Origin of the sequence: Micromonospora sp. L5 (genome assembly GCF_000177655.2) — a bacterium.
Taxonomy (GTDB): Bacteria; Actinomycetota; Actinomycetes; order Mycobacteriales; family Micromonosporaceae; genus Micromonospora; species Micromonospora aurantiaca.
Map to the genome: position 1 here is coordinate 850,271 of NC_014815.1, position 26,434 is coordinate 876,704.

Sequence of the window (26,434 nt, forward strand, 5' to 3'; positions counted from 1 at the left end):
CCCCGCGCCGAGGAGTTGGCATGTCGCAGGAGCTTCCCCGTATTTCGGTCATCGTGCCCAACCATAACCGGACCCCGCCGCTGCGGGCCACGCTGCGGTCACTGCACCGGCAGCACCTCGAAAACGACTGGTTCGAGGTGATCGTGGTCGACGACGGGTCGGCGGTTCCGGTGGAGCCAGACATCGCCGACCTGTTGACCGGCGGCCCATCGATCCAGGTGATCCGCAACGACACCGCCGTCGGCGCGCCGGCGGCCCGGAACATCGGCGCTGCCCGGGCCCGCCATGAAGTGCTGCTTTTCCTGGACGCCGAGTGTATGGCGCACCCGGGGCTGCTGGCCGCTCACGCGCGGGCGCACCAACTCTTGTCGGCCTCCTACTGTGGCTACACCTCGGCCCGGGAACTGACGCCCGAGCAGTGGCCCGTCCTGCTCGGATCGGACTGGGACTTCGAGGACACCGAGACGGTCTTCCGGGCGGTGGAGCGCAATCCGCTGTTGCACGATCCGCTGGTCGACCTGCTGGCCGAGCCGGCCGCGACGGACTGGGCGTTCTTCTGGACGTCGGCGGCCAGCGTACCGGCCAAGGCGTTTCATGATGTCGGTGGCTTCGAGACCGCATTCGAGGTGAAGGGCGTCGAGGACATGGAGCTGGCCTACCGGATGGCGCGCATCGGCCTGCCCACATACTTCTTGCCCGACGGCATCTGTTTTCACCAGCCGCACGATCGGCCGAGGCACATGGAGCTGATCCGGGACCGGCGAAACGACCACATCATGTTGGCGCTGCACCCGGAACTCGAGGTGGAGGCGGTGTGTGCCTTTGGGGTGCTGCCGGCCCGCGGTCTGTTCCCGGCCCTGCACGCATTCGGGCAGCGGCTCCCGGCGACCTCGGGCGACTGCGCCAAACTGGGCGATCTGGCCGAGGTGCTGGCCCTCATCGATGCGGCAGACGGCCGCACGCTGCTGCTCGGGGATCCAGGTGGCTGGCCGGCGACCACGGCAACGCCGCACGCGGTCGTCTTTCCGGGACAGGCCGGCGGGCCCGACGTGACGCACCGACTGCTCGGGGCGAGGCTCCCGTACGCCAACCAGGAGTTCGCAGTCGGCATCATCACCGACTACTGGCGGTCGTTGCCTGAGCGCACGCTCTGCCGCGTGCTGGACGAGCTGCTGCGAACCTGCCGGGAGGTGATACTGCTGGCCGACGTCAGCACGGCACCGCCAGCGGTGCCCGATGCCGACCTGGCCGCTGCGTTGGCGGTGCATGACCGACCGTTCTGGGAGTTCACCGTCCGGCTTCGGCGTGAGTTGCACGAATTCCAGTTCACCGCGATGCAGGAAAAGGCAGGGGTTCGGTCCTACCGGGTCACCGGGCGGGACTGGTTGACGACGACCGTTGCCGACGCGCTCGATGGGGTGACCGTACGGCGGTCCGGACCGAATGATGGGGATGAGGTCGAATAGTGAGTGTCCTGAGCGCACAGCAGCGCGACTACTTCCACACCTATGGATTTCTGGTCCTTCGCGGCTTCCTGTCCGCTGAGCTGAACGCGGAGCTCGAGGCCGAGGTACGCCGGAGCCTGAGCGAGAACTACACCATCGAACCGTCCGCGCATCGTCGCCCGGCGACCGGGGATGACAGCGTCTTCCTGCCCATGATGGGTCCTCGTACGCCGGTCAGCCGTGCCCTGGTGGCCGACGAGCGGCTGGTCGAGATCGCGCAGGTACTGCTGGGCGGCGGCGTGATACCTAAGCCCGCCAAGGGGAACTTCTACAACGACGCCTCGTTCTGGCACAGCGACTCGTTGAGTCGGGACCTTCAGGCCATCAAGGTGGTGACCTACTTCGACGCCCTCGACGGTCCGTCCGGCGCGCTGCAGGTGATGCCGGGCTCGCACTGGCCCGACCTGTTCGACAAGCTGGCAGCGTTCCGGGCGGCGTGGCCGTGGTCGACCGGAACGGACAGCGAAGCGGTCGAAGAACGCTGGTGGCCGGGGCAGGTCCTCGCGACCCAGCCGGGTGACGTGATCATCTTCGACGTGCACCTCTGGCACGCCAGTCTCGGCGGCAGGGATCGCACGCAGTGGAGCGTGTCATACGTGGCTGAACCTACCAATGGCCAGGAACGGGACGCCGTTCGGGCGTACCTCATGTCCTTCATGGAAGCCGGCCACGAGTACAACGACGAGAACTATCCGTACTTCGACCCGGACTGGGCGACCGATGACACCGGGCCGTTCGCCCGCGGACTGAGGGCGATCGACTACGCCGCATCATTGCGCTGATCCGACCATTGGCCGACAACAGGGGACGTTTGTGACCAACTTACTGATCACCGAGCTGCCCGCTCATGCCCGGATCGTGATCGTCGGCGGCGGCATGGCGGGGCTGGAGCTCGCCGCCGAGCTGGAGCGGCGCGGCCAGACCGGCGTGCTCGTCCTCGAGGCCGGACCGGCCGCCGACCCGCGCCACGTGTCGTACGCGTACGACCCGGAAAAGGCTGCCGAGGTGAGCTCTCAGCCGGAGTCCGACGAGTACTTCCGGCGGTCGTGGACCTCCGACTCGCCGCCGTTCTACGACAGGAACTCGGGACTTCGCGCTCGCCTCGGCGGGCGATCGCTGTACTGGTTCGGCCTGGTGCTGCCGCTGGAGCCCTGGGCACTGGCCGGGTCGGCGTGGCCAGCGTCGATCGTGGCCGACCTCACCGAGTCGTGGCGGGGCGGCCGGTCTCTCTATGACCGACTGTCGGACGATCTGGGCGTGCCGCTGCGCGGGTACATCGACCCGGCCGATGCCGGGCCCGAGACAATCACCCTGGGCGGACACGTGTTCGGGCCGGCGCCTCGGGCCTACCGCGGTACCGACGACCGGTGGTGCGCCTACTCACCGCTGGACCATTGGCGGGATCCGCAGACCGGTGAGTCGGTGGGTGCGCGTGGCGGCGTCGAGGTGGCCTGCGATACCGAGGTCGAGTCAGTCGTCGTCGGCGGCGGCAGGGCGACCGGGGTACGGGTACGCCGCGCCGACACCGGCGAGATCCACGACATCACGGCCGACGCGGTGGTGCTCTGCGCGGGCACGGTGGACAGCGGTCGACTCGCCATCGACGCGATCCAGCAGGCCGAGCCCTCGGCGCCGGCCCACCTGTTCGGGCTGAGCGACCACCTGGCTCAGGGCTTCGCGGTCGAGGTCGAGCCCGGCGCGGCACCCGACAGCCCACTGCGGTTGGGGAGCTTCACCGCGGTCGGCGACGGATCGGCTCGGTCGAACTTCTTTCTCGAGGTGGAACCGACCGAGGACGGGCGGTGGCGTGTCACGGTGACCACGCTGGGTGAGCAGGAGCCGGGCGCCAACGGGCTGATCCGGGTGCCCGGCGAGGCCGGTGACCAATGGCGGGTGCGGGCCGAGATCGGTCCGCGAGATCGCGACGTGCTCCGAGCCCAACAGGAAGAGCTCGAGCGGATCTGGGAAGCGGTCCGTCACCTGTACGACCTCAAGCCTCACCGGCTTGAGTTCGCGGAGTACGGCGCCGCGTCACCGTCGTCCGACGTACCGCCCGGCACCCCGTACACCGGCAAGGGCACACTGGGGACGCTCCAGCACGAGGGTTGCCTCGTGCGTATCGGCGACACGCTCGACAGCGACCAGCAGTTCGTCGCTGTGGCCAACCTGTACGCTGCCGGGCCGACGACGTTCCCGCGGATGGGGGCGGCCAACCCGACCCTGACGACCCTGGCGTTGTCGCGACGGCTGGGTGCGCACCTGGCCGACCGGCCCGGCAGCGCGGACCGCTAACGTCCGCCGGTTGGAGCTGCTGCGGTCAGCCGTAGCAGCTCCAACCGGTCAACCTTGCCGTTGGCCGTGACCGGTAGATCGTCCACGGTTCGCAGCACCTCCGGCACCATGTACTCGGGCAGCAGCCGGCTCAGGTGGACCCGCATCGCCTCGACATCAAGCTGGCCGCGGCGGCTGGTGTAGAATGCCACCAGCCGTCTGTGCCCGCAGGTGTCATCGGCTACCGCGACAGCCTCGTCCACCAGCGGGTGGGCCGACATCGCGGCTTGGACGTCGCCGAGCTCGATCCGGTATCCCCGGATCTTCACCTGGTCGTCGAGTCGCCCGAGGAACTCGATGTTGCCGTCGGGCCGCCATCGGGCGCGGTCGCCTGTCCAGTACATCCGGGCAGCGCCACCACCGAACGGGTCCGGCAGGAACTTCCGTGCGGTCAGCTCCGGATCGCCGAGGTAGCCCTCGGCCACACAGATACCAGCTATGTACAGGTCTCCGGCCTCGTTGACGGGGCAGGGCTGCCGATCGGCATCGAGAATGTGGTACCTCGCGTTCTGCATCGGCCGGCCGTACGGGACGCTGCGCCAGTGGTCCTCGACCGTGTCGACCACGAACGCGTTCGACCAGACGGTCGCCTCGGTGGCGCCGCCCAGCGCGATCACCTCAGCCCGGGGGAAGAACTCCCGGATCGTGCCCGGCATGGCCAGGGGAACCCAGTCGCCGCTGAGGAAGACCCGCCGTAGTGACTCGATCGGCCCGGCATCGCCGGCCGCCGCGCGTGCCGTCGCCGCCGACAACAGCACAGCCATGGCGGCCGGCGCAGAGTCCCAGAACGTCACCCCGCCGGCCTCGATCGCGTCGAGCAGTGCGTCGGGATCGGCTAGCTCATCGTCCGCCACCAGGCGGACGGCTGCGCCGGCAGCGAGCGTGCCGAAGACGTCGTACACCGAGAGGTCGAACGCGAACGAGGTGACGAACAGCAGGATGTCCTGCTCCGTCACGCCGAAGGTCCGGTTGACCCAGTCGATCAGATGGACCACCGAGCGCTGGGTGACCATGACACCCTTCGGATGGCCGGTGGAGCCTGACGTGAAGATGCAGTATGCCAGGTCGGATGGCTGGCCGACCGCGGCCGGAAGGGGTTCGACCGCCGTCATGTCCCGAGCGCCCCACAGCTGAGGCCGGACCACCCTGGGCTCGGCGCCGCCCGGGCCGAGCACCACGTCGTAGCGGCGACCCAGATAAGGGTCGTCGCGCAGCGGCGTGTCGGCTCGGTCGACGATCGTGACACCGCCGTGATCGGCATGGCGCCCAGTGAAGTACCGCCGAGGAACGGCCAGTAGCTCGGGCCGGTCGGCGTACACCGGATCAACGACGTCGGCGACTACGAGGTGCCCGCCCGGGGCGAGCAGTCGACGGCACTGGTCCATGACGTCCGTCAGATACCGCGTACCGGGAAAGAACTGGATCGTGCTGGCCAGCACGATCAGATCGAAGGGACCGTCAACCAGCTCGCTGACCTGGTGCGCGAAGCCGTGGACGAGTTCGACGGACGCTCCGGTCCCGTCAGCCCAGGCTCGGATGCGGGCCAGGGCGACCCGGGATGGATCGACGGCGACGTAGTGGCCCGCCGATCCGGCGAGCTCGGTCAGAATCAGCCCGGATCCACAGCCGATTTCCAGTACGCGTGTCCCCGGGTTGACGAACGGCGCGGCCAGGCCGACCACGTGACACTGGTAGGCGTCGGCGCGGGCGATGTCCGCCGTAGGATCGGTGTCGTCACGGAGGCCGAAGCCGGCCGCGCGATGCGGTTCCGGCTGCTCGGCCACTGTGTCCCATAGGTCCTCCACCGCGTCGGCATCGAGCATCCGCTCGAGATCGGGTGGATCGCCGTCGACCAGGTGGATGTCGGTCAGGGTGGGCGCCAGTTCGATCAGCCCCGGCACGCGGCCGGCGTGGGCGCGATCCACCACCAGATGCCGGCAACCGGCCTGATTCAGCGCGTCGGCCATCCGGGGCAGGGGCCATCGGGGGTCGATCGGCACGTACGCGGCGCCGGATCGGTTGATGCCGAGCAGCCCTCGGATCCCGGCCGTGTGGTGCCCGCAGAGGAAGCCGACGTACTCCCCCGGCCCGACGCCGCGTCGGCTCAGGTGGGCCGCCACCTGAGCCGACGCGGTCCGCAGAGCGGCATGGGTGTAGGCGACACCCGTGCCGTCCACCAGGGCCGGACGGTCCGGAAACCGCGCGGCCGCGCGATCCAGCAGCTCGGCGAGGAGCAGCGATCCGTCGTACGGCTGCTCAGTGCGAAACCACTCCGGGTCGGGCAGCCGCCATCCGGCTGAAACACTGGAACCATCGCCTGTACGCACTTCCGCCCCCATCGACCAGCGCCGGCCTGCCGAACATCTGGCACGATAGCGGCTCGCGACCGGGCGCACCGGCCCGTCAGACCTCCGCCGGTGCCGTCGAGCCGCTACGCAGTTCCGGTAACACCTCATCGGCCAGTAGACGGATGTGGTCGATATCGTGGACATCCGGAAGCTGAAGGTAGATCCGCTCGCAGCCGGCCGCTGCGTACTCGCGGACGCGCCTCACCACCTCGTCCGGACGGCCGCCGGCTTTGCGCTCCCGATACCGTTGCGGTGTCGAGCCGCCGGCCGATGCCCGGGCGGCGAACTCCTGCTCGGTCCGTCCGCACGCGACTGCCACCGCAGCCGAGTAGACCAGCTCGCCCGGATCACGGCCGATCGCCTCGCAGGCGCGCCGTAACCGGGCGAACTGGTCGGTCATCTCAGCGGCGGTCGCGTACGGCACGTTGAACTCGGACGCATACCGGGCGGCCAACGCCGGAGTTCGTCGCGGACCGAGGCCGCCGACGATGACCGGTAGGCGGTCCTGCTGCGGCTTGGGCAATCCGCGGCACTCGACCAGCTGGTAGTGGCGGCCGGTGAAGGTGACCCGCTCGCCGATCCGGCACGACCACAGCCGCGTGATCACTTCGAGTTGTTCGCAGAGCCGGTCCAGTCGCGTGGAAGGCGCGGGGAGGCCGATCCCGAACGCCCGATGCTCATCGGCCCACCACCCCGCGCCGAGCCCGAGTTCCACCCGACCGCCGGACATGCGGTCGACCTGAGCGACCTGGACGGCCAGCACGCTCGGATGCCGGAAGGTCGCGGCGCTCAACAGCGTGCCGAGCCGGATCCGGTCGGTCTCCCGGGCAAGGCCGGCCAGCGTGACCCAGGCTTCGACCGGGCCGGGCTCGCCGTCGCCGTCCCCGAAGGCCATCAGGTGATCTGCCACGAAGAACCCACCGAAGCCGCCGTCTTCGACAGCCCGGGCCGCCCGCAGCACGTCCGCGTACGTCGCGCCCTGATGCGGTTCCGCCACTATTCGCACGTCCATCGGGCAGCAATATGCCACATCAGGCCCGGCTGCGAAGGACCCCGAATCACGGGATAGTCAACTCTCGACGATGTGTGTAGGGTGGCCCGATGCCGCATGATCGTCGGCACTACGGGGGTGACATGGTTACGGGCTGGACGCCGCAACGACTGTCGCGTCGGGCGCGTACTGACCTGGCCTCTCTGTGGTTGCGACGGCGGCTGCGTCGGGGCGAGCCCTACCGGTCGGCGCCCGTATGGGCCACGGTGGCTGGGGCCGATGTGGAGACGTTCAATCTCGACACGTTGAGCTACCTGGTTCGTGAGATCTTCGTCGACGGCTGCTACGAGATGGGCGATCTGGGCGACCGCCCCACGATCGTCGACGTGGGAGCCAACATCGGCCTGGCGTCGCTCTACTTCCGTCGCCGCTATCCGCGGGCGTCGATTACCGCCATTGAGGCGGACCCGGACGTGTTCGCACTGCTGGACCGCAATCTGCGCCGCAACGTCGTGGCCACCCACCTGACCACCCACCACCTGGCTGCCCATGGCCGTGGTGGTTCGGTCGCGTTGTACCGTCGAGCGGCCAAGCCGGGTCGGCTGACCACCAGCGTCGAGGCGCACCGCGGCGGACCGGAGGCGGTCGACGTTCCGGCGCGCCGGCTGTCTGAGCTGATACCGGGGCCGATCGATCTCCTCAAGGTCGACATCGAAGGCGGCGAGCATGGTGTCATCGCCGAACTGGCCGAGGCGGGCGCTCTGGTCCAGGTACGGCGCATCGTGCTGGAGATGCACTCGTCAGGCGACGGCGACGACCGGGTTCAGGCAACCCTCGATCACCTTCGACGCTGCGGTTTCCAGCTCCTGATGGGCGATGGGGCCAGCGACCTTCGGGGTCTGGGGACAGGCACCGCCATCGTGAGAGCGATCCGTTGACCGCGCCGCGGCCCGGCTCGGAGAGGAACGCATGCAAAGCCTGGGAATCGGGCAGGTCGGCGTGGGTGGCATCGCAGCCACTCATCGTGAAGGTTATGACGCCCTCGGCCTTTCGGTAGTCGCTGGTTACGACATCGCCACCGCCGCGCTGGCCGGTTTTCGCGAGGAGCGCCCCGACGCGGCCGCGTACGACCAGCTGTCCGCCCTGCTTGCCGACCCCGCGGTCGGCGTGGTGGACGTGGCCGCGCCGCATCAGCAGGGGCTCCGGACCGAGCTGCTGGAGGCCGTGCTGAAAGCCGGAAAGCCGGCGTTGGTGCAGAAGCCGCTGGCGGTGTCCTATCCAGAGGCCGAACAGATCGCCGTTCTGGCGGAGCGGTTCGGAGTGCCGGTGATGGTCAACCAGAACATGTGCTTCGCGCCGAACCTCCTTGGCCTGCAGCACCTGGTATGCGTCGAGCGGTTGATTGGTACTCCGTCGTACGCGCAGATCCGGACGGAAGCGAAGTTCGACACGGACCGCCATCCCTGGTACGGCCGGGACACCCGGTGGTGGACCGCTGCGGTGGGGGTGCACCACCTGGCGCTCGCCCACCACCTGCTGGGGCCGCCGGAGACCGTCTACGCCCTCATCGGTCACGAGCCCGGCCAGCCGGGTGTCACCGGCAACGACGGTTACGGACACCTGGCCCTGAAGTACGCCAACGGCATGCAGGCGCTGGTCATCCTGTCGGGCACCTACTACGGCGCGCACCAGGTGAGTCACGGCTCGGAGTTCATCTGGGTCCAGGGACCGGACGGCGGTGTCGATTGTCGGCCCGACGGCGATCTGGTGGTATCGACCCGGCGCTCGGACAGTCGCCGCAACATCGATCGCATTACGCGGCCGCGCATGATCAGCGGTGACTGGTTTCCCATGGGCTTCGGCTTGTCGATGCGGCACTTCCAGGACGCCCTGGCCGAGGGTGTGGCGCCCTGGTGCTCGATCACCGACAACCTCTACGTGGTTGCCGCAATCGAGGCCGCCTACCGGTCGGCGGTCGAACGCCGGGAGGTCAGCATCGAGTCGATCATGGATGATCGGTATGACCCCGCCTACGGGCCGGGCTCGACGCGCGCGATGACGGACTGGGTGGCCGGCATCGCGACGGCGGAGGCACTGTATGACGGCGCAACGTAGCCTCGATCGCTCAGTTCGCGGATCCGGCATGCGTTGCGCCCGTGGATCCGATCGCCGCCTGGCGACCGACGGACGGTTGAACGGGGAAGATTGTGCCTGAGGTTGTGGTAACCGGGGGGCTGGGTTTCATCGGCTCGACCATTGTGGAGGCGTATCTGGCCGAGGGCACCGAGGTCAGGATCATCGACTCCGGTGTGTCGTCGGTCGTCGACTCTCTGTTCGACGACGATCCGCGTGTGACGGTGGTCCGCGCGCCGGTGGAGGAGTACCTCGCCAACGGGGACGGCTTCCAGGGTGCGGAGCGGGTCATCCACTGCGCGGCGCGACTGGGCCCGGCCGGGATCCTCGAGCACGCCGGCACCTTGGGGCGTGACCTGGTCGTCTCCACCTCCGCCGTGATCGAGGCGTCGCTGCGGGCTAAAGCCAAGTTGTGCGTGTTCAGCTCGGCCGAGGTATATGGCCACAGCGGCGTCCTGGCCGAGGACGCCGACATCCGGGTACCGGCCAACTACAACGCGCGGATCGAGTACGCCGTCGGCAAGACCCTGACCGAGGTGATGGCGCTCAACAGCCGCTACCGCGGCCTGGACGTGCTGGTGATCCGACCGTTCAACGTGGCCGGCGCACGCCAGTCCGGGGCTGGTGGTCACGTTCTGCCGACCTTCATCCGGCAGGCGCTGGCCGGGGAGCCGATCACCGTCTTCGCCTCCGGCACCCAACTGCGTTCGTTCTGCTCGCCGACCGACCTCGCTGAGTTCGTGGTGCACCACATGGATGCGGCAATTGGCGCTGGTGTCGGCGTCGTCAACATCGGCAGCACCAGCAACGAGATCGACATGATGGGCCTGGCGCATCGGGTTCGCGAGTTGGCTGGCAGCACCTCGGAGGTCGCGCTTGTCGACTCCCAGTCGATTCACGGCCCGCGTTACTTCGAGGCCGAGTCGTTCCGCAAGATGCCCGACCTGACGCTGGCCACCGAGCTCGGTTGGAAGCCCCGGGTCGGACTGGACAACCTGATCCTGGATGCAATCGAGTATGCCCGCAGCAGGCAGAGTAGGGATGTGCGTCATGCCTGACTTCCGACGGGTCCTGGTCCTGGCACCGCACGCCGACGACGAGGTGCTGGGCTGCGGTGGCCTGCTCGCCCGGCTACGTGACGAGAACGCCGCCGTGCGCGTGCTGTTCATGTCGGTGGATGGAATGCATCACGCCGGCCTGGACCGTCGCGCCGGCTTCGCCGAGCGGGTCGCCGAGATCGAAGCCGTACGCGGCATCCTCGGCTTCGAGTACTCCATAGCCTACCCAGACAAGGACATGTGCGAGCGACTGGACACGGTGCCGCGGCGCGAGCTGGTTGACCTGATCCAGTCCGCCGCCGACGAGTTCGAGCCGGACCTGCTGTTGCTCCCCAGCGGGCACGATTACGACCAGGATCATGTCGCCACGTTTGCCGCCGGCTTCGCGGCCGCTCGACCGATCGCCCGGCAGTTTGGCCGCTGGCTGGTACCGCACGTGTTCAGCTACGAGATCACCAAGATCCAGTGGTCGGCCGAACCATTGCCGCGGGCGGCTGCATTCGTCGACATCACCGACCAGCTCGACACCAAGCTGGCCGCGTTGCAGGCCTATGCCACGCAGCATCGCGCAGTACCGCACATCCGCAGCGAGGAGGCCGTGCGTGGACTGGCCTGCCTGCGTGGGGCTGAGATCGGGGTGCACTACGCGGAGGCGTTCGAAGTGCACCGGACGACTCTGTAGATGAGCCAGCACTATCGAGGCATGGGCATTACCGGAGAGGGTGGGTACGTGACGGTGGAAGATTGGCCCCGCTGGCCGGAGACCGACGACTCGACCATCCGCCGCGTCGGCACGACCTTCCTCAGCGGCCGACTCGCGGTCAGCGGCGCCCGCAGTCGATGGCGGTCGCGCAACGTGGCCGCCGCCGAGCGAATCGCCGACACCGTGGGGCGCCGCCATGCGATCCTCACCACCAGCGGCTCCAGCGCGATCGTGGTCGCGTTGCAGGCGGCCGGCATCGGGCCCGGCGATACGGTCCTGATGCCGGCGACGACGTGGGTCAGCTGTGCCACGGCAGTCATGCGGGTAGGCGCGATGCCTGCCTTCTTCGACGGCACGGCGGACTCGCCCTGCCTGATCGGCGCGGCCCCGGACGTCTCGCCCGCCGCGGTGCTGGGCATCCACCTGTATGCACAGCACTACGATGTCGGGGCGCTGCGCGCGGCGTACCCGTCGGCCATCCTTATCGAGGACGCCTCGCACAGTCACTTCTCGGCCGTCGACGACGGTCGTCGGGTGGGGACGTTGGGCGACATCAGCATCATGAGCCTGCAGGCCACCAAGATCTTGGCCTGCGGCGAGGGTGGCGTCGTACTGACCGACGACCCGGAGCTGGCCGCCCGGATGGAGTCCCTGGTGATGGATTCCCGGCGCCGGGCGGCGGTGACCGCGCGGACCGCCACCAACGAGCTTGAACCGGCACTGCTGATGCACGGCGCGAACCACGCGTTGTCAGAGGCATCAGCCGCTCTCCTGCTGGACCAGCTCGAGCGCTTCGATGACCAGGCTGCCCGCCGAAGCGACGCCGCGCACCGGTTCGTCGATCGGATGTCCGACGCCGGCTGGCGGGTGTTTGCCGCCGCCAGCGCGCTGAAGACCGGGAATTTCTACGGCATGGCGGTGGAGGTCCCCGACGCGCGGGGCGACCGCCAGACCTTCATCGAGCAGGTGGTCACCGACGCGGGGCTGTCGCTGGACACGGTGTATCCGCCGGTGCCCGAAGGCCCGCTGTTCCGACCCTTCTCGGTCAAGCAGTACGAGCGGATCGCCCACCACGCACCGCCCACCCCGGTGGCCCGCCGCTGGCACGAGCGGCACGTGGTCGTCCCGCACCACGCGTTTCTGGCCGGGCTCGACAACATTGACCGGCTGGCCGACGCGATGATCGGACGACCGGTGTCGGCTCGACCGGTCCAGGCCCGCCCGACCGTTGACGTAGTGGTGATCAGTGGCGGTACTCGGCCTAGTCTGACCGCCGCCCTGGACAGCGTCCGAGCGCAGCGGGTCGACGCGAATGTACGGATCACCGTATGGCTTGACCTCGCGGCCGATGGTGAGCGGCCGGCGTGGCTCGACGATGCCGTACGCGGCCTGCCCGTCGCGGAGTTGCGCGCACGCGGCGGCGTCCTTCCGGCGCAGCCCTTCGAGCGCATCTCCGCGCTGCGGCAGCTGGCGGCCGGCCGCGCTACCGGCGATTTCGTGGCGTTTCTCGACGACGACAACGTATGGGACGCCGACCACTTGGCAATGCTGCTGGCTGCGGCGCGATCGGGCTTCCCGGCGGTGCACTCCTGGCGGCGCCTGGTGGGCGAGGACGGCAAGGATGCGCCGGTACGCGCGTTCCCGTGGTTGCCGGCCGGGCCGGCAGCTGACGAACGGCTCGCCGCGATGGAAGCCGCGGGAGTGATGAAGCCGGGTGACAGTGTGGTCCGCGACCGTGCCGACGCCGGCATGGTGGACATGGGCGAGTGGCTGTTCGACCGGGTGCTGCTGTCCCAGCTGCGATTCGGGCGATCCCGTACCGAGCGAGAGGTTGCCGAGCGGCTCGGCGAGGACGACATCATTCTCGAGCAGCTGCTGGAGGCCGGCGTGCCGGTGCGGTGCACCGGGAGGGCCTCGCTGCGGTACCGCCTCGGCGGCATGTCGAATCCGGAGTCCACCAGCGATGGCGAGGTCGGCTGATGGTCGCGCCGCGAATCGCCGTGGTCGGTGGTGGGCGAATCGGTGAGGTGCACGCGCGAAATCTGGCAGCTGCGCGGGCCCGGGTCGTCGTCGTGGAGCCCGATCCGATGCGGGCCCGCGCCGTCGCGGACCGGCTCGGGCTACCGACCGTTGCCGGTTTGGACGCGCTGGAGCCGGGCGCGCTCGACGGGGCGGTCGTCTGTACGCCGACGGACAATCATGAGGAGTCTGTCCGGGCCCTGTTTCGGCACCGCGTCCCGATCCTGCTGGAGAAGCCGTGTAGCGCCGATCCGGTGGCGAGCCAGGCGCTCGGCGAGGAGGCCGAGAAGCGCGGGGTGGCTCTACGGATCGGGTTCCAGCGGCGGTTCGCTCCGGAGTACCTGGCGTTACGTGACCTGGTGCGGTCCGGGACCGAGCGGATCACCCTGGCCACGTACACCAGCCTGGATGGTGCTCCGCCCCCCACCGGCTACCAGGTCGCTGGTGGAAGCCTCGCCTTCGATCTGCAGATTCATGACGTCGACCTCGCCCTGTGGACATTCGGGACCGAGGTGGCCGACGTCGTCGCCGTCCAGGTCGATCTCGACGGGGTGGCCGACACATTGCTGACCTCGCTGCGGCACTCGGGTGGAGTGGCCTGCTCCTTGGTCAGCAAGCGGACCAGCGGTGGCGGATGTGAGGTCTACGCCGAGGTGATTGGTGAGCAGGCCACCTTCTCGACCCGGTCAATGGTGGCGCCACAGCGTTACGCCGACTTCCGGGATAGGTTTCGGCAAGCGTACGTCGAGGAGATCCACAATTTCCTCGGGCTGATCGCCGGTCGTCGAGATCGCCTGGCCACCTGGTCGGATGCGGTCGCGGCGGAGAGCGTGTGCCAGCGCATCGACGTTGCCGTGGCGGCTCGACTGTCGCTGAGTCCGTCCTGATACCGCCGGTCGTGCGCTGCGGGGCTGGCGGACCGGCGCAGCCACAATGACGTGGTCCAGGTGGGCCGGGAAGTTTCGAATCAGAGACCGTGTGATTCGTAGGTCCGGCTGCCTCCGGGCGGGCGGCGAACTCCCGGGCAGTGGGGAATACCAGGCCGCCCCGCGTGGAACCCCCGATGCCGCCCGAACTGATGTGGAGCGCCCATGATCGGCGTTACGGATCCGCGCGCGACAGTCGCGGAGGTCGACGCCCTCCGCCACATGTGTGACCACTTCGGGCTCGGCGATGCCGATCGGGTCACGTTTGCCGCCCGCGGCTCGATGGGGCGGGTGTATCGGGTCGATTCCGGTGGTCGCGCGTACGCGCTGAAGATGTTCTACGACCATCCGGACCCAGACAGGGTCGCCGCCGAGGTGGCCTTCACCGAACTGGCGATGGCCCGCGGGCTGGCCGCCCCACAAAGCATCGCCGCCAGGAATGGTGGCTTTGTCGTACCGTCCGCCCTGCCCGGGGTCGCCTACGGCCGGCTGTACACATGGGCCGACGGGAGCCAGATCAGTTCGGCCGCTCGCCACCTGAGCGATGCCGCCGAAATTCTGGCTGTCCTGCATGGCACCGATCACCGCACCGATCGGGCCATCGACCCGTGGTACGAGATCACGCCCAGCGCCGACGAGTGGGACTCCCTGCTGGCTCGACTGGCTGCCGTCCGATCCCGGTGGGCTGAGCCGCTGCGGGTCCGCCGGGCGGACCTGGTCGAGTTCTCGGGTTGGGTGGTGCCGACGGCTGCACCTGCCGGTTACAGCTGCCATCTGGACGTCAAGCCGGCCAACATCTTGATCACGGCTAGCGGCCGGCGGACGCTGGTGGACTGGGACAACGCGGGACCGGCCGACCGCGACCGGGAACTCGTCTGCACCATGCTGAACTGGACCGGTACTGATCCGGGCGTCGCGGCTGGTGCCATCTCCACCTTCATGCGGCGTTACCGCGAGGCAGGTGGCCAGGCCCGACCGCAAGGTCTCCCGGCGCTCTCGATGTACCTGGCGACAACCATCAACTATCTGTACGTCCTGGCGTTGGCGGCACTCGACGGCGCCAACCGGCTGGACCCGGCCGAGATCCCCAGGTTCCTGCACGGCCTGCCAGATGCCTCGACGTTGATGGGGCTGAGCGCCGAATGGGAGCGGTATTAGCGCGACCGGCCCCGGCCTCGGGACCCCGGTGCGGCCAAGATCTTCGTGCGGATCGGGGGCGGGTGCGAAATCCCGCCATCCATGCCCTCGACAGCCAGGCTCACACGTCATGGCGCTGACTGAACCGCCCCGGGTTTGGTAGCGGCCCGACCTCTTGTGGAGGATCGAGCCATGTCACGCCCTTCCCCTTATCCCCGTGAGTTGCGTGAGCGAGCGGTGCGGATGGTCGCTGAGGTGCGGCCGAACTATGAGTCGGAGTACGCGGCGATCGGCGCGGTGGCGCACAAGCTGGGCATCGGCACCGCGGAGACGCTGCGTAAGTGGGTGCGCCAGGCCGAGGTCGACGCCGGCCAGCGGGCCGGGGTGAGCACGGACGAGTCGGCGGAGTTGAAGCGGCTGCGCCGGGAGAACGCGGAACTGCGTCGGGCGAACGAGATTCTGAAGGCGGCGTCGGCTTTCTTCGCGTTCATGCCAGCCTGATCGTCGTCCGGCGGGGTTCGCTCGTTTCTTTGCTGCCCCGGCATCCTGGTTTGGTGGCTTCTCGTGCGATGTGCGGCCCTGTCGGACACCTGCGCCGGGCGCGGTGTGGCTTGATAGGTGCGTGCCGATGCTCGATGAAGGCGTGCCCCCGCCGCCCGGCTGAAGGTTCCAGCTGGTCGGGCAAGGGGAGGCGATATGGTCGTGATCGGGGTCGATGCGCATAAGCGCAGCCACACGCTGGTGGCGGTGGATGAGTTGGGCCGCAAGCTCGGCGAGCGGACGGTCGGAACGACCAGCGATGGGCATCTGCAGGCGGTGCAGTGGGCGGCGCAATGGCCGCAGGTCCGGTTCGCGCTGGAGGACTGCCGGCACCTGACCCGCCGCCTGGAGGGCGATCTCCTGCGCGCCGGGCACCAGGTGGTGCGGGTGCCAACCCGGCTGATGGCCGCGGCGCGTCGGAGCTCTCGGCAAGCGGGTAAGTCCGACCCGATCGACGCCTTGGCGGTGGCGCATGCGGCGCTGCGTGAACCGGACCTGCCGGTGGCGCAACTGGACGGCCCGGCCCGGCAGGTCAAGCTCCTGTCGGATCACCGCAGGGACCTGGTCGCGGAGCGGACCAAGCTGGTCAACCGCCTGCGGTGGCATCTACACGAACTCGACCCGGGCCTGCAGATCCCGTCCCGAGGCCTGCGCCGCTACTGCGTCATCGACGAACTCACCGACCGGCTCTCCGATGCCGAAGGCACGGTCGCTCGGATCGCCCGGGACCTCCTCGTGCGATGCCGCGAGCTGACGATGCAGATCAACGGCTTGGAGCGGGAACTACGCGACCTGGTCCGCGTCCTGGCGCCCAGCCTGCTCGCCGTCCCAGGCTGCGGTGTCCTCGGCGCGGCCATGATCCTGGGCGAGACCGCCGGCGCGGCCCGATTCCGCTCGAAGCACGCCTACGCCCGATTCAACGGCACCGCCCCTATCCCCGTCTGGTCAGGTAACACCGTGCGCGTGCGGCTCAACCGGGGCGGCAACCGGGTCGTCAACACCGCCCTGCACATGATCGCCGTCACCCAGGCCCGCGGCGTCGGCCCTGGTAAGGACTACGTCGACAAGCAACTCGCCGTCGGCAACACCCGCACCGAAGCGCTCCGGCTACTGCGCCGCCGGCTGTCCGACCGGGTCTTCACCGCCCTCAACGCCGACGAACGCGGCACCTCCCAGCCCACCAGAACCGTCACGACATTGCCTCCTACCAGGGTGAGAACCGCGATGACCGCGGCGGCTTGACATAGGAGCATCGCCGAGCTCGACCGGCCACAGCCGCGCTCGTGAGGTTCATCGACGAGCACAAGCAGGTGTTCGGCGTCGAGCCGATCTGCCGGGTCTTGCGGAGCACGGCTGGCAGATCGCCGCCAGCACCTACCGGGCCGCCTCCCGGCGCACACCCTCCACCCGCACGCGCCGCGACGCCTGGCTTGGGCAGGAGATTCGGCGGGTGCACGCGGCGAACTACGGCGTCTACGGGGCTCGGAAGGTGTGGCTGAGCTTGAACCGTGAAGGGGTGCCGGTGGCCCGGTGCACCGTCGAGCGGCTCATGCGGCAGCTCGGCCTGCGCGGGGTGGTGCGGGGCAAGACCCGACGCACCACGATCGCCGACGAACACGCCGCCCCGGCCGGCGGACCTGGTGCAACGCCGGTTCACCACCGAAGCGCCGAACCGGCTGTGGGTCGCCGACTTCACCTACGTGCCTACTTGGTCCGGGATGGTCTACGTCGCGTTCGTCATCGACGCCTACTCCCGCCGCATCATCGGCTGGCGGGCCGCCACCACGACGAAGACCAGCCTCGTGCTGGACGCGCTGGAAATGGCGATCTGGGCCCGCGGCCGTCAGGGCGCCACGGATCTGGCCGGGCTGGTGCACCACAACGACGCGGGCAGCCAGTACACCTCCATCGCGTTCACCGAACGTCTCGCCGCCGCCGGCGTCGACCCGTCCGTCGGATCCGTCGGCGACGCCTACGACAACGCTCTGGCCGAATCCACGATCGGCCTGTTCAAGACCGAACTGATCAAACTGCACGGGCCGTGGCGGACGTGTGACCACGTCGAGATCGCCACCCTGGAGTACGTCGACTGGTACAACCACCGCCGCCCGCACAGCGGAGCCGCGGACCTACCACCAGCCGCCTTCGAAGCCCTCTACGATCCCACCGAACACCGGCAGACCCAGCCGGAAACCCAACCCATCTAGCCGCTACCAAACCCGGGGCGGTTCAGACTGCCCTTGCGGAGTTTTCGCGAGCCGCTGGCTCCGCCGATACACCGGATCGTCCCGTCCCTTACGCAGCTACCCGGACAGGTCGTGGGTTGCGTCCACAGCAGAGTGAGGCCGATCCGGTGCCGGTGGAGCGGCCGGATCCGGGATCGTGGTTCCTCGGCGCGCAATCAGTTCCGCAGCGTCTCGTGGCTCATCCGGAGCCAAGCGCCCTCCCTCTGGACGAACGTCCAGTTCCAGGGTGTCCCGATATCAGGGGGAAGCCAGCTACCCTGCCACAGGTCGCGGGACGACCGGGTGTCGACATCTCAAGGAAACATCAGGTTGGCAGTACATCTTCTCGGGGCCACCATCGCCGCATAGCATCAACCGGCTGACGACGTTCCGCACGGGGTGTGAAAGGAGCGGGCACGTGTCTGTCGATCTTGTGGTGCTTGGACTCGGTTACGTTGGACTGCCGCTGGCTCAGCAGGCGTTGAGGGCCGGCATGTCCGTGCTCGGCTTCGACGTCAGCTCGACGGTCGTCGAGGCTCTCAACGGCGGCGTCTCACACGTGGATGATCTTTCGGACGCCGACGTCTCCGAAATGGTCCGATCCGGGTTCCGCGCCACGACTGCTCATGCGGAGATCGCCACCGCGGCCACGGTCGTCATCTGCGTGCCGACACCGCTGTCCAAGGACGGCGGCCCCGATCTGGGAGCGGTCAAGGCCGCAGCCCACACAGTGGCTCGTAACCTGCGTCCCGGCATGCTAGTCGTGCTCGAATCAACGACCTATCCCGGGACAACCGACGAGATCGTCCGCCCCATCCTCGAACAGTCCGGTCTCGTCGCAGGCGTGGACTTCTTCCTCGCCTTTTCCCCTGAGCGCATCGACCCGGGAAACGAGCGTTTCGGCACCCACAACACGCCGAAGGTGGTCGGAGGTGACACTACACAGAGCACCGAGCGGGCAGTGGCGTTCTACGGCCGGTTCATCCACACGGTCGTCCGAACCAAGGGAACCCGGGAAGCCGAGACGGCGAAACTGCTCGAAAACACGTACCGGCATATCAACATCGCCTTGGTCAACGAGATGGCCAGATTCTGCCACGAACTCGACATCGATTTGTGGGACGCCATACACGCCGCCGCGAGCAAACCGTTCGGTTTCCAGGCCTTCTACCCAGGTCCCGGCGTAGGCGGCCACTGCATCCCGATCGACCCGAACTATCTGAGCCACAAGGTGCGGGCAAAGCTCGGGTACCCGTTCCGGTTCGTCGAACTGGCGCAGGAAATCAACGCCACTATGCCGACGTACGTCGCGAGTCGGGCGCAGAACATCCTCAATGGTGCCGGGTTGGCCATCAACGGTGCAATCATTCTGCTGCTCGGTGTGACATACAAGCCCAACATCGCCGACCAGCGCGAGTCTCCAGCGGTGCCGCTGGCGCGCCGGCTCGCCGCTCTGGGCGCGAAGATCAGCTACCACGACCCGCACGTCGAGCATTGGACGGCGGCGGGAGTCGACTTCCCGAAAATAGATGACCTTGAGGGCGCAATCGCCTCAGCCGACCTTGTGATCCTCGTGCAGAACCACCGAGAGTACGACGCCGACCATCTTGCTGGGATTGCCAAACGATTCTTCGACACAAGGGGAGTCACCTCGGGAGCGATAGCAGACCGGCTCTAAGAGGTCCTAATAAAGTGGTACGACATGTCGGTACGTGATGATGCAGGTGGCCAGGCCGAGGAAGGCTTCGTGAATGTCGTCGCGGCGTTCCCAGCGGATGCGTAGCCGTTTCATGCCGTGGTACCAGGCGACGGTGCGCTCGACCACCCAGCGGAAGGCGCCGAGACCGGAGCCGTGGGGTTGACCGCGGCGGGCGATGCGCGGGCGGATGCCCTTGCCTCGTACCGCCTTGCGGTACTTGTCGTGGTCGTAGGCGCGGTCGGCGAACAGCTGGTCGGGGCGCTGGCGGGGCCGGCCGGCCACGCCGCCACGCACGGGCCGGATCTTGTCGATCAGCGGCAGCAGTTGGGTGACGTCGTGGCGGTTGCCGCCGGTCAGTGACACCGCGAGGGGGATGCCGGCGCCCTCGGTCAGGATGTGGTGCTTCGATCCTGGGCGGGCGCGGTCGACCGGGCTCGGGCCGCTTTTGGGCCGCGTCTGGCGGCCCGCACATGCGAGGGGTCGATCACGGCGCGGGGACCAGTCCAGCTTCCCGGCGGCCTGGAGCTCGGCCAGCAGCACCTCGTGCAGTCGCTGCCACACCCCGGCCCGGTTCCACTCCTCCAGCCGCCGCCAGCAGGTCATCCCGGACCCCGACTGTGGGCCCTACGGACGGAACACCGTTGATCTTCGATGATGTGCGCGGTGTGTGCTCTCCAGCGGGTGCCAACCCGGGTGAACCGGTGCAAACGCGGGTCACCGTGGCCGACCGCCGGTCGCAACCCGGGGTCCGTGTGCTCCGGGTGTGGTCCTGGGCTGGGAGAACAGGGGTCGGGGGACGTGGGTGAACGCGGGCCACTCCCTGCCACCCCAGGTGAACCCCAAGGTCGCTAGACTAGGCGCTCGCGCCCTCGTAGCTCAGGGGATAGAGCATCGGTTTCCTAAACCGTGTGTCGCAGGTTCGAATCCTGCCGGGGGCACCAGGTCAAAGGCTTGATCGTCGGCGCTCGCCAAGATCGAAAGTCCGTTCCACGTCCGTTGCAGCGCGGGAGCTTGCCCGCTGAGACAGGTACCCCCTCCGGGTATGTGCTTGCAGCGCTGACCTCCTGCACCCTTCCGGCTCGCTCGCCTTCCCCTTGAGAGGGCGAGGCTCAAGCACTGTCTCGTGACCGCTTCACCAGCTCATCCATCTCAAGATCAACAGCCCCGCCTCAGCGTACGGTCAAGTTGATCTTGGGCCCCTGATCTGGGCCCCTGGATGGGGAGGTGGAGAGATGTCCAACGACGCAGCGTCAGAGATCCTGCGCGAGGCGGGGCAGACGCCCAAGACGGCACCGGCCTTCCCGGCGCGGAGGCAGCCCGGCTCGACGCGGAGGCCGCTGTACGGCAACGGCAGGCCGGGCACTCCGCTCTCCGTCGGGGAGCGGGCGCAACTGTCCCGTCGCGCGGCGGAGATCGACGCGGCTCTCAGCGAGACGCCGGAAGGCCAGGCCATCTTGGACCGGGACCCACGAGAGCGCCAGTGGGGCTGGTCCTGATGAGCGCGCCCAAGCTGTACGGCCGGTCGATCAAGGTCCCGGTCACGGAGGAGACGTGGACCCGCGTGGAGCTGGTCGCAGCGATGCGCGGTCGCGGAATGCAGGAAGCCAAGCGAGTAGTCATCGAGGCCGGGTTGGCCTCGCTGCTCGGAGAGAGCACCGACAACACGAGGAGTGAAAGGTGAGCACTGACCCGTTCGGTGCGGCGCTGGACAGCGTCGGCCGTCAACTGGAGAACATCGTCCACATGGAGCGGACCGCACTGACGGAGGCGCTGCCCGCGCTCGACGCGGCGGACAAGCTTCTGACCGCCCCCAGGGAGGACCTGGCCGACCGATTCCCCGGCATGAACCGCCGTGGCGGGGGTGAGGCGCTGTGAGCCGGACGCTGGCGCAGTACCGCGCCGACAAGGAGAACACCCCGCAGGGGAAGTACAGCCCGGCGCAGTGGAAGGAGTTCGACGCGCTGGAGCGGAAGGCGGAGGAGCACTACCGCACCGCCGGGCAGAAGCTCATCGCCGGTCGGCGGCAGTCGATCAACCACGCCGTCGAGGAGCTGGCGGCCCAGGCGGAGAACATCCGCAACGCCTGGGGCGTGCTCCAGGATCGCGCCCGGCAGGGGCGGATCGGCGCTGCGGCGTTCCGCGAGGCTTCCCGGAAGCTCATCGAGCAGCGCCAGGGCATCCCCGCTGAGGTCGAGCGGCTGCGCGAGGAGGCTGCCGGGCTGGTCGGGCTCGACCCGATCGCGGAGGCGGAGCGCATGTACGACCGGCTCCCGGCCATGGCGCATTCGCGCCCGTTCCTGCCCAATCTGTGAACGACGCGGCCCGGCTGGAGGCGAGCCAGCCGGGCCGTCAACCCCCTGGAGGAGGGTGGAGATGTCGTACGGCCAAACCTATCGAATCGTCTCAGTTGTTGCGGCTGACAGCAGCCGCGTCGTCCTGTACCTGATGGAGGTCGACCACCTCCGGGCGGAGCTGATCGGGCTCCACCTGCTCATCGAGGATTCCGCCAGCTCTTACGACCGGCGGGCGGAGGACTACCGCACCCAGACCATGCGGCACATCCTTCTGCCCCTGCCGCTCTCCTGGTACAAGTCCGGGCTCGATGTCGGGGAGCTGGTGCAGCGGCTCAGCGACACGTTCTGGGAGGTGCGGCTGCCGGACACCCCCGCCATCCTCGCCCGCATCGCGGACCTCTACCCGTGCGAGCCGGGTTGCCGGTGGGTTACGACGGAGGACGCGGAGGACAGCAGCGCCATCGACTTCACGTTGGAGCACGGGGCCGGCTGCGACCTCGCGGAGGCCGGTCCGGCGGAGATCGAGGCTGCGCCGTGATGAGCTTCAGCAAGTGCACCAAGGTCTACGGCAAGACCAGGGTCTACTACATCCACTCGTCCTGGTGCCGGGCGGCTTCCCGCCTCTACCGGCGGCTGGGGCGCACGCCGCACCGGTGGGAAGTCCTGGCGGAGATCGAGCGGGTCAAGCGTCGGCCCTCTGTAGCTGCACGGCGCTGAGTTTCTGTAGAAAACCGCGACCCACCTGGGTCCGGTAATCTCGGTTTCAGCGAGAAGGGACCAGCCGCTAGCGGGCTAACAATCCGCAGTGGCTGGTCCCTTTCTGTCTATCTGAGGGGGATTGACATGAGCGAGAAGCGCGGACCGGGCAGGCCGGTCATCGGCAAGAGCAGGCGGATTCCCATGGCCCCGGAGCAGTGGGAGTACATCCAGGCGGAGGCGGAGCGGACTGACCGCCCGTACGCGCGGGTGATCCGGGAGCTACTGACCGCCGGCATCGCCGCCAAGCAGAAGGAGAACAGCAATGCCTAAGGCAATTTGGATGGGTCCGGACTTGATCAGAGAATCGCGTCTGGAGTGGGATGGGACCAGCCAGAAGCTGGGCGCGGCAACGGGGAGCCTCGTGGCTGTTCTCGTTGAGCCGGACAACCCGCATAAGAAGGCCATCGATTCGTTCCTGTACCTCATCAGGTTCCGGAACCTTGGCATTTCCAACAAGCTCGGTGAAGGCGATTACCACCTCATCTCGCAAACCGTTCTGTCCAGGTTGTTCCTGGTCATCGAGGCGATGGGCCGGGAAGCGGTCGATGGGCTGGAAGTCCGCAGAGTCGGCTGAAAGCGCAATGCCCCGGCGGGCAACCGGGGCAGAGCAACACCAAGACAAGGAGAACCATAGCGTGAAAGACAGAATTGCCGCTAACAGCAACTTTGTCCTCTGCGGCGGTGCTTGATGGGCACGCCATACAAAGTTGCCGCTGCGGCGTACGCGGACGAAGACCCGAACTTCTGGCGTCCGATCCCACTGCCCCCTGGCAAGAAGTCCCCGGTTCCGGACGCGGTAACGGGGTGGAGCAACCCGCAGCCCAGCCGGGAACAGGTCGAGGAGTGGGTGACCTCCGGCCGATTCACCGTCGACCCCAAGAACGGCGTCAAGCTCAGGGCCGGCAACATCGCGCTCCGCCTGGGGCACGGCCTGATCGGCGTGGATGTTGACGCGTACGACGACAAGCCCGGCGCGGAAACCTTCAAGGTGTTGCAGGAACGCCTTGGCGACCTTCCGCCTACGTGGCGCTCCAGCTCCCGAGATGACGGCATCTCGGGCATCTACCTGTTCCGCTGCCGGCCTGGCCGTAGGCGTGGCAGCCCTGCGCCGGAGGATGGCGGCGGCATCGAGTTCGTCCAGTACGGCCACCGCTACGTCATCTGTGCCCCGTCGCTCCATCCGTCAGGCCGGCAGTACGTGTGGTTCAGCCCGGACGGCGAGGCGCTGGAGGATGAGGCTCCGGACCCGGAGGAGCTGCCGTGGCTCCCGGAGGCGTGGGACCGGTACCTGATGCGGGATGACCCGGTGGTCGGTGAGGACGCGCCGGAGTTGCCCGACGCAGAGGTTGCCGGGTGGATCGCTGAGGACTCCGCCGAACCTTGCGCGCAGATGGCGAGGCTCATCACTAAGACGGCAGGGGAGCTGGCCTTGCGTGGCTCCTCCGGCGCGCACGACATCACCCGTGACGGTCTATGGCAGGCCATCCGGGACAGCGCCCAAGGGCACCGTGGGTTGGAGACGGCGGTAGCCATCTTCCGCAAGCAGTTCTTGGCGGAGGTCACCGGCGGTTCCGGGAAGGCTCGCCGGGAGTCCACCGGCCAGGCGGAGACGGAGTTCACCCGCCTGCTCAACCCCGCCGTCTCCAAGACGATCCACGAGTTGGGCGCGCGAGTCGAGGAGGACTGGTGCGAGCTGCTCGGCTCCTCTAATGAGCCCAGCGGGGACGATGACGACTCCGGATCAGCGGTGCTCCGCCTGGTGCAGGACATGGAGAACCGTCACCAGGCCAAGAAACTGTTCGATTCCAAGCGGTACAAGGAGCTGCTGAGCCTGTCCAAGCGCAGCCGTCGGATGACTGGGGCGGAATTCCTGACGGAGCTGGGCGAGGGTCTGCCGACGATCTGGGGCGAGGACCAGAAAGTCTTGTGGATCACGGGCGAGGCGCTGCTAATTGTCGGCGGTGACGGCGTCGGCAAAACAACGACTCTTCAACAGCTCATCCTTGCGCGGCTTGGGCTTGGGGATGAGCTTTGGGATCTGCCGGTGGTTCCGTTGGAGGGGCGCGGGCTGTACCTGGCGATGGACCGTCCGGCGCAGGCTGCCCGCTCGCTGGGGCGGATGGTCCGGGAGGAGGACCGGCCGACGCTCGCGGAGCGCCTGGAGGTGTGGAACGGTCCCCTGCCGGTCGACATCATGGGATCGCCCTCCGCGATGGCGGACTGGATCCGCGCGGAGTTCGGCGAGGGCATCTCCGACGTGTACGTGGACAGCTACAAGGACTTGGCCGCGTCGCTGTCCGATGATGCGACCGGCTCCGGCCTCAACATGGCAATGCAGGAGGTCTTGGCCCGGGGGATGAACTGGGTCGGTCTCCATCACCAGCGCAAGGCCAACGGACAGAACAAGACCCCCAACGAGTTGTCCGACGTGTACGGCTCCCGCTGGATCACGGCGGGTGTTGGCTCGGTGGTCTTCCTCGACGGACAAGCCGGCTCCGAAGAGGTCGAGGTCAAGCACCTCAAGCAGCCGCTCGCCAAGGTTGGCCCGCTGATGGTCTCGCATTCCCACTCGCTGGGCCGCTCCGAGACGGTCACGCCCAAGATGACGGCGGACACCGCGCTTCGGGCCGGACCGCGCGAGGGGATGACCGTGAAGCAGGTCGTGAAGCGGATCTACGGCGGTGCCCGCGTTGAGTCGGAGGCGGTGGAAGGCAAGATCCGCCGGCAGCTCGACGCGATGGTGAAGGCGGAGCGCGCCGTCAAGATCCCTGGCAAGAAGGGTGGCCCGTCCGGCTCTACGGCAGCGGTCTACCAGTACGTCCGGGAGCCGGGCGAGGCGGACGGGTGACCCAACTTCGGACCAACGACGGTTTTCGCGTTTCCCCTGGTCGGGGCCAACTTCGCGGATCTTGACCGGAAACCAACTTCGCGGACCAACGACGGACCAACGACGGCTTAACGGATCTTGATGTGTTTTCCCTGGTCGCCCCCAACTTCGTGAGCCAACTACGGCCCAACTACGCGATCTTGGGGGCGTACCAAGTACGGCCCGACCCCTCCTTAAGGGGGTCGGCGACGTACGACGCGAGGTTGAAAGAAGTGCACGAACCCAAGGAGGAGGAGAAGGCGATGGCAGACAAACACCTCTCGGTGACGGTGACCTCTAGGAAGTTGAAGTGCAAGGCCAAGAGCAAGAGGACCGGGAACCAGTGCGGTCGGTGGGCAGTGAACGGGACGACCGTCTGCCCGATGCACGGAGCGGCTAAGGGCACCCCGGCTCGACTCAAGGCGGAGGAGCAGTTGAAGGCAGCGCGGGATGAGCTGATGGAGCTGCTGTTGGGGATCGCGCGGGACGCGGACCTGTCCGCCTCTGACCGGCTGAAGGCGATCACCTGGGCGCTGGAGCGAGCGGGATTCAAGGGCGGGGTGGATGTGGCGGTCAGCGTCAACCCGGCGTGGCGGGAGGTCCTGGAAGGGATCTGGGACGACGCAGACGACGACGCGGCGGAGCCTCCGGCCGCTCTCCCGTCTGCCAGTCGGCTGGGGCTGTCCTGGGAGCCGGAGGCGGGCGGGCAACCGGAGGTGGTCCACGTAGGGGAGCTGATGCCGCAGCGTCGAGCGACCAACGGGCGCGCTCGCCTGCGCTAGACCCCTTGGCCTGCAAGGGAATCAGAAGAGGCGAGTCTCTGCCCTAACTGTCCACTGTGGAGCTGGCGTACCGTCGGTCACGGAGCGTGATGGACCCTTCACGCTACGGAAGGAGGAG

At 68.1% G+C, this 26,434-nt stretch carries 26 protein-coding genes, 1 tRNA gene and 2 pseudogenes; 26 read left to right on the plus strand and 3 right to left on the minus strand.

Translation table 11 applies throughout. The features are described from left to right. Positions 1-20 precede the first annotated feature (20 nt). The 3 genes from ML5_RS04260 to ML5_RS04270 are packed head-to-tail and all read left to right on the plus strand — an operon-like array spanning position 21 to position 3,797. Entirely contained in the window at positions 21-1,466 is a 1,446-nt protein-coding gene (locus ML5_RS04260) for a glycosyltransferase family 2 protein (protein ID WP_013473838.1), read from the plus strand. Continuing rightward, positions 1,466-2,287: a phytanoyl-CoA dioxygenase family protein gene (locus ML5_RS04265; RefSeq protein ID WP_013473839.1), complete on the plus strand. Its 822-nt coding sequence runs from the start codon at positions 1,466-1,468 to the stop codon at positions 2,285-2,287. The genes ML5_RS04260 and ML5_RS04265 overlap by 1 nt, the downstream gene beginning before the upstream one ends. Positions 2,288-2,318: 31 nt before the next feature. Continuing rightward, the gene (locus tag ML5_RS04270) at positions 2,319-3,797 is read left to right on the plus strand and encodes an FAD-binding protein (protein WP_013473840.1); all 1,479 of its coding nucleotides are present in this window, start codon (positions 2,319-2,321) and stop codon (positions 3,795-3,797) included. Here the strand turns inward: ML5_RS04270 and ML5_RS04275 are convergent. Both ML5_RS04275 and ML5_RS04280 read right to left on the minus strand, forming a co-directional pair. Further along, positions 3,794-6,232 (minus strand): amino acid adenylation domain-containing protein, encoded by a 2,439-nt coding sequence (locus ML5_RS04275; protein ID WP_168168211.1) that lies wholly within the window; start codon positions 6,230-6,232, stop codon positions 3,794-3,796. The two genes, ML5_RS04270 and ML5_RS04275, sit on opposite strands and share 4 nt — an antisense overlap. Before the next feature lie 7 nt (positions 6,233-6,239). Next, positions 6,240-7,196, minus strand: coding sequence for an LLM class F420-dependent oxidoreductase (locus ML5_RS04280; RefSeq protein ID WP_013473842.1), 957 nt, complete (start codon positions 7,194-7,196; stop codon positions 6,240-6,242). Positions 7,197-7,285: 89 nt separating this feature from the next. On the opposite strand from ML5_RS04280, the gene ML5_RS04285 reads away from it, so the two are divergent. The 12 genes and pseudogenes from ML5_RS04285 (at position 7,286) to ML5_RS04335 (ending at position 19,594) form a co-directional block, all read left to right on the plus strand. Then, entirely contained in the window at positions 7,286-8,113 is an 828-nt protein-coding gene (locus tag ML5_RS04285) for an FkbM family methyltransferase (protein WP_083816925.1), read from the plus strand. Between the two features lie 31 nt (positions 8,114-8,144). Further along, a complete protein-coding gene (locus ML5_RS04290) occupies positions 8,145-9,290 on the plus strand; it encodes a Gfo/Idh/MocA family protein (protein WP_013473844.1) in 1,146 nt (381 codons plus the stop codon). A gap of 92 nt (positions 9,291-9,382) precedes the next feature. Beyond that, on the plus strand, positions 9,383-10,366 hold the full coding sequence (locus tag ML5_RS04295) for an NAD(P)-dependent oxidoreductase (protein WP_013473845.1): 984 nt from the start codon (positions 9,383-9,385) through the stop codon (positions 10,364-10,366). Then, positions 10,359-11,048: a PIG-L deacetylase family protein gene (locus ML5_RS04300; protein ID WP_041784098.1), complete on the plus strand. Its 690-nt coding sequence runs from the start codon at positions 10,359-10,361 to the stop codon at positions 11,046-11,048. The genes ML5_RS04295 and ML5_RS04300 overlap by 8 nt, the downstream gene beginning before the upstream one ends. Beyond that, positions 11,049-13,049, plus strand: coding sequence for a DegT/DnrJ/EryC1/StrS family aminotransferase (locus ML5_RS04305; protein WP_013473847.1), 2,001 nt, complete (start codon positions 11,049-11,051; stop codon positions 13,047-13,049). Continuing rightward, positions 13,049-13,975, plus strand: coding sequence for a Gfo/Idh/MocA family oxidoreductase (locus ML5_RS04310; protein WP_013473848.1), 927 nt, complete (start codon positions 13,049-13,051; stop codon positions 13,973-13,975). Before ML5_RS04305 ends, ML5_RS04310 begins: the two co-directional genes overlap by 1 nt. A 204-nt stretch (positions 13,976-14,179) precedes the next feature. Then, positions 14,180-15,172, plus strand: coding sequence for a phosphotransferase (locus ML5_RS04315; RefSeq protein ID WP_013473849.1), 993 nt, complete (start codon positions 14,180-14,182; stop codon positions 15,170-15,172). A 171-nt stretch (positions 15,173-15,343) separates the two neighbouring features. After that, positions 15,344-15,631, plus strand: a pseudogene (locus ML5_RS04320) (transposase); the annotation flags it as partial. Between the two features lie 216 nt (positions 15,632-15,847). Continuing rightward, entirely contained in the window at positions 15,848-16,933 is a 1,086-nt protein-coding gene (locus tag ML5_RS04325) for an IS110 family transposase (protein ID WP_013473851.1), read from the plus strand. A gap of 208 nt (positions 16,934-17,141) precedes the next feature. Beyond that, positions 17,142-17,219 (plus strand): annotated as a pseudogene (locus tag ML5_RS33065) (hypothetical protein); the annotation flags it as partial. After that, positions 17,200-17,898, plus strand: coding sequence for an IS3 family transposase (locus ML5_RS32695; RefSeq protein WP_083816928.1), 699 nt, complete (start codon positions 17,200-17,202; stop codon positions 17,896-17,898). The pseudogene ML5_RS33065 and the gene ML5_RS32695, both read left to right, overlap by 20 nt. Positions 17,899-18,334: 436 nt before the next feature. Continuing rightward, positions 18,335-19,594, plus strand: coding sequence for a nucleotide sugar dehydrogenase (locus ML5_RS04335; protein WP_013473852.1), 1,260 nt, complete (start codon positions 18,335-18,337; stop codon positions 19,592-19,594). A 6-nt stretch (positions 19,595-19,600) separates the two neighbouring features. Here the strand turns inward: ML5_RS04335 and ML5_RS04340 are convergent, their stop codons facing one another. Further along, on the minus strand, positions 19,601-20,218 hold the full coding sequence (locus ML5_RS04340; RefSeq protein ID WP_085983661.1) for an IS5 family transposase: 618 nt from the start codon (positions 20,216-20,218) through the stop codon (positions 19,601-19,603). A gap of 262 nt (positions 20,219-20,480) precedes the next feature. On the opposite strand from ML5_RS04340, the gene ML5_RS04345 reads away from it, so the two are divergent. The 11 genes from ML5_RS04345 to ML5_RS04395 all read left to right on the plus strand — a co-directional run bounded on the left by ML5_RS04345 (position 20,481) and on the right by ML5_RS04395 (position 26,316). Then, positions 20,481-20,556: transfer RNA gene (locus ML5_RS04345), tRNA-Arg, on the plus strand. 291 nt (positions 20,557-20,847) lie between these two features. Then, entirely contained in the window at positions 20,848-21,111 is a 264-nt protein-coding gene (locus ML5_RS04350; RefSeq protein ID WP_013473853.1) for a hypothetical protein, read from the plus strand. Beyond that, entirely contained in the window at positions 21,111-21,296 is a 186-nt protein-coding gene (locus ML5_RS04355) for a hypothetical protein (RefSeq protein WP_143766926.1), read from the plus strand. Before ML5_RS04350 ends, ML5_RS04355 begins: the two co-directional genes overlap by 1 nt. Continuing rightward, the gene (locus ML5_RS04360) at positions 21,293-21,490 is read left to right on the plus strand and encodes a hypothetical protein (RefSeq protein WP_013473855.1); all 198 of its coding nucleotides are present in this window, start codon (positions 21,293-21,295) and stop codon (positions 21,488-21,490) included. The genes ML5_RS04355 and ML5_RS04360 overlap by 4 nt, the downstream gene beginning before the upstream one ends. After that, positions 21,487-21,927 (plus strand): hypothetical protein, encoded by a 441-nt coding sequence (locus ML5_RS04365; protein ID WP_013473856.1) that lies wholly within the window; start codon positions 21,487-21,489, stop codon positions 21,925-21,927. The genes ML5_RS04360 and ML5_RS04365 overlap by 4 nt, the downstream gene beginning before the upstream one ends. Before the next feature lie 61 nt (positions 21,928-21,988). Beyond that, the gene (locus ML5_RS04370) at positions 21,989-22,447 is read left to right on the plus strand and encodes a hypothetical protein (protein WP_013473857.1); all 459 of its coding nucleotides are present in this window, start codon (positions 21,989-21,991) and stop codon (positions 22,445-22,447) included. Further along, the gene (locus ML5_RS04375; RefSeq protein WP_013473858.1) at positions 22,447-22,626 is read left to right on the plus strand and encodes a hypothetical protein; all 180 of its coding nucleotides are present in this window, start codon (positions 22,447-22,449) and stop codon (positions 22,624-22,626) included. Before ML5_RS04370 ends, ML5_RS04375 begins: the two co-directional genes overlap by 1 nt. 126 nt (positions 22,627-22,752) lie before the next feature. Beyond that, entirely contained in the window at positions 22,753-22,938 is a 186-nt protein-coding gene (locus ML5_RS04380; protein ID WP_013473859.1) for a hypothetical protein, read from the plus strand. Further along, entirely contained in the window at positions 22,931-23,242 is a 312-nt protein-coding gene (locus ML5_RS04385) for a hypothetical protein (RefSeq protein ID WP_013473860.1), read from the plus strand. Before ML5_RS04380 ends, ML5_RS04385 begins: the two co-directional genes overlap by 8 nt. A 114-nt stretch (positions 23,243-23,356) precedes the next feature. Beyond that, the gene (locus ML5_RS31150) at positions 23,357-25,516 is read left to right on the plus strand and encodes a bifunctional DNA primase/polymerase (protein ID WP_013473861.1); all 2,160 of its coding nucleotides are present in this window, start codon (positions 23,357-23,359) and stop codon (positions 25,514-25,516) included. 122 nt (positions 25,517-25,638) lie between these two features. Continuing rightward, complete coding sequence (locus ML5_RS04395) at positions 25,639-26,316, plus strand: hypothetical protein (protein WP_013473862.1); 678 nt, start codon at positions 25,639-25,641, stop codon at positions 26,314-26,316. The last annotated feature ends 118 nt before the right edge of the window (positions 26,317-26,434 follow it).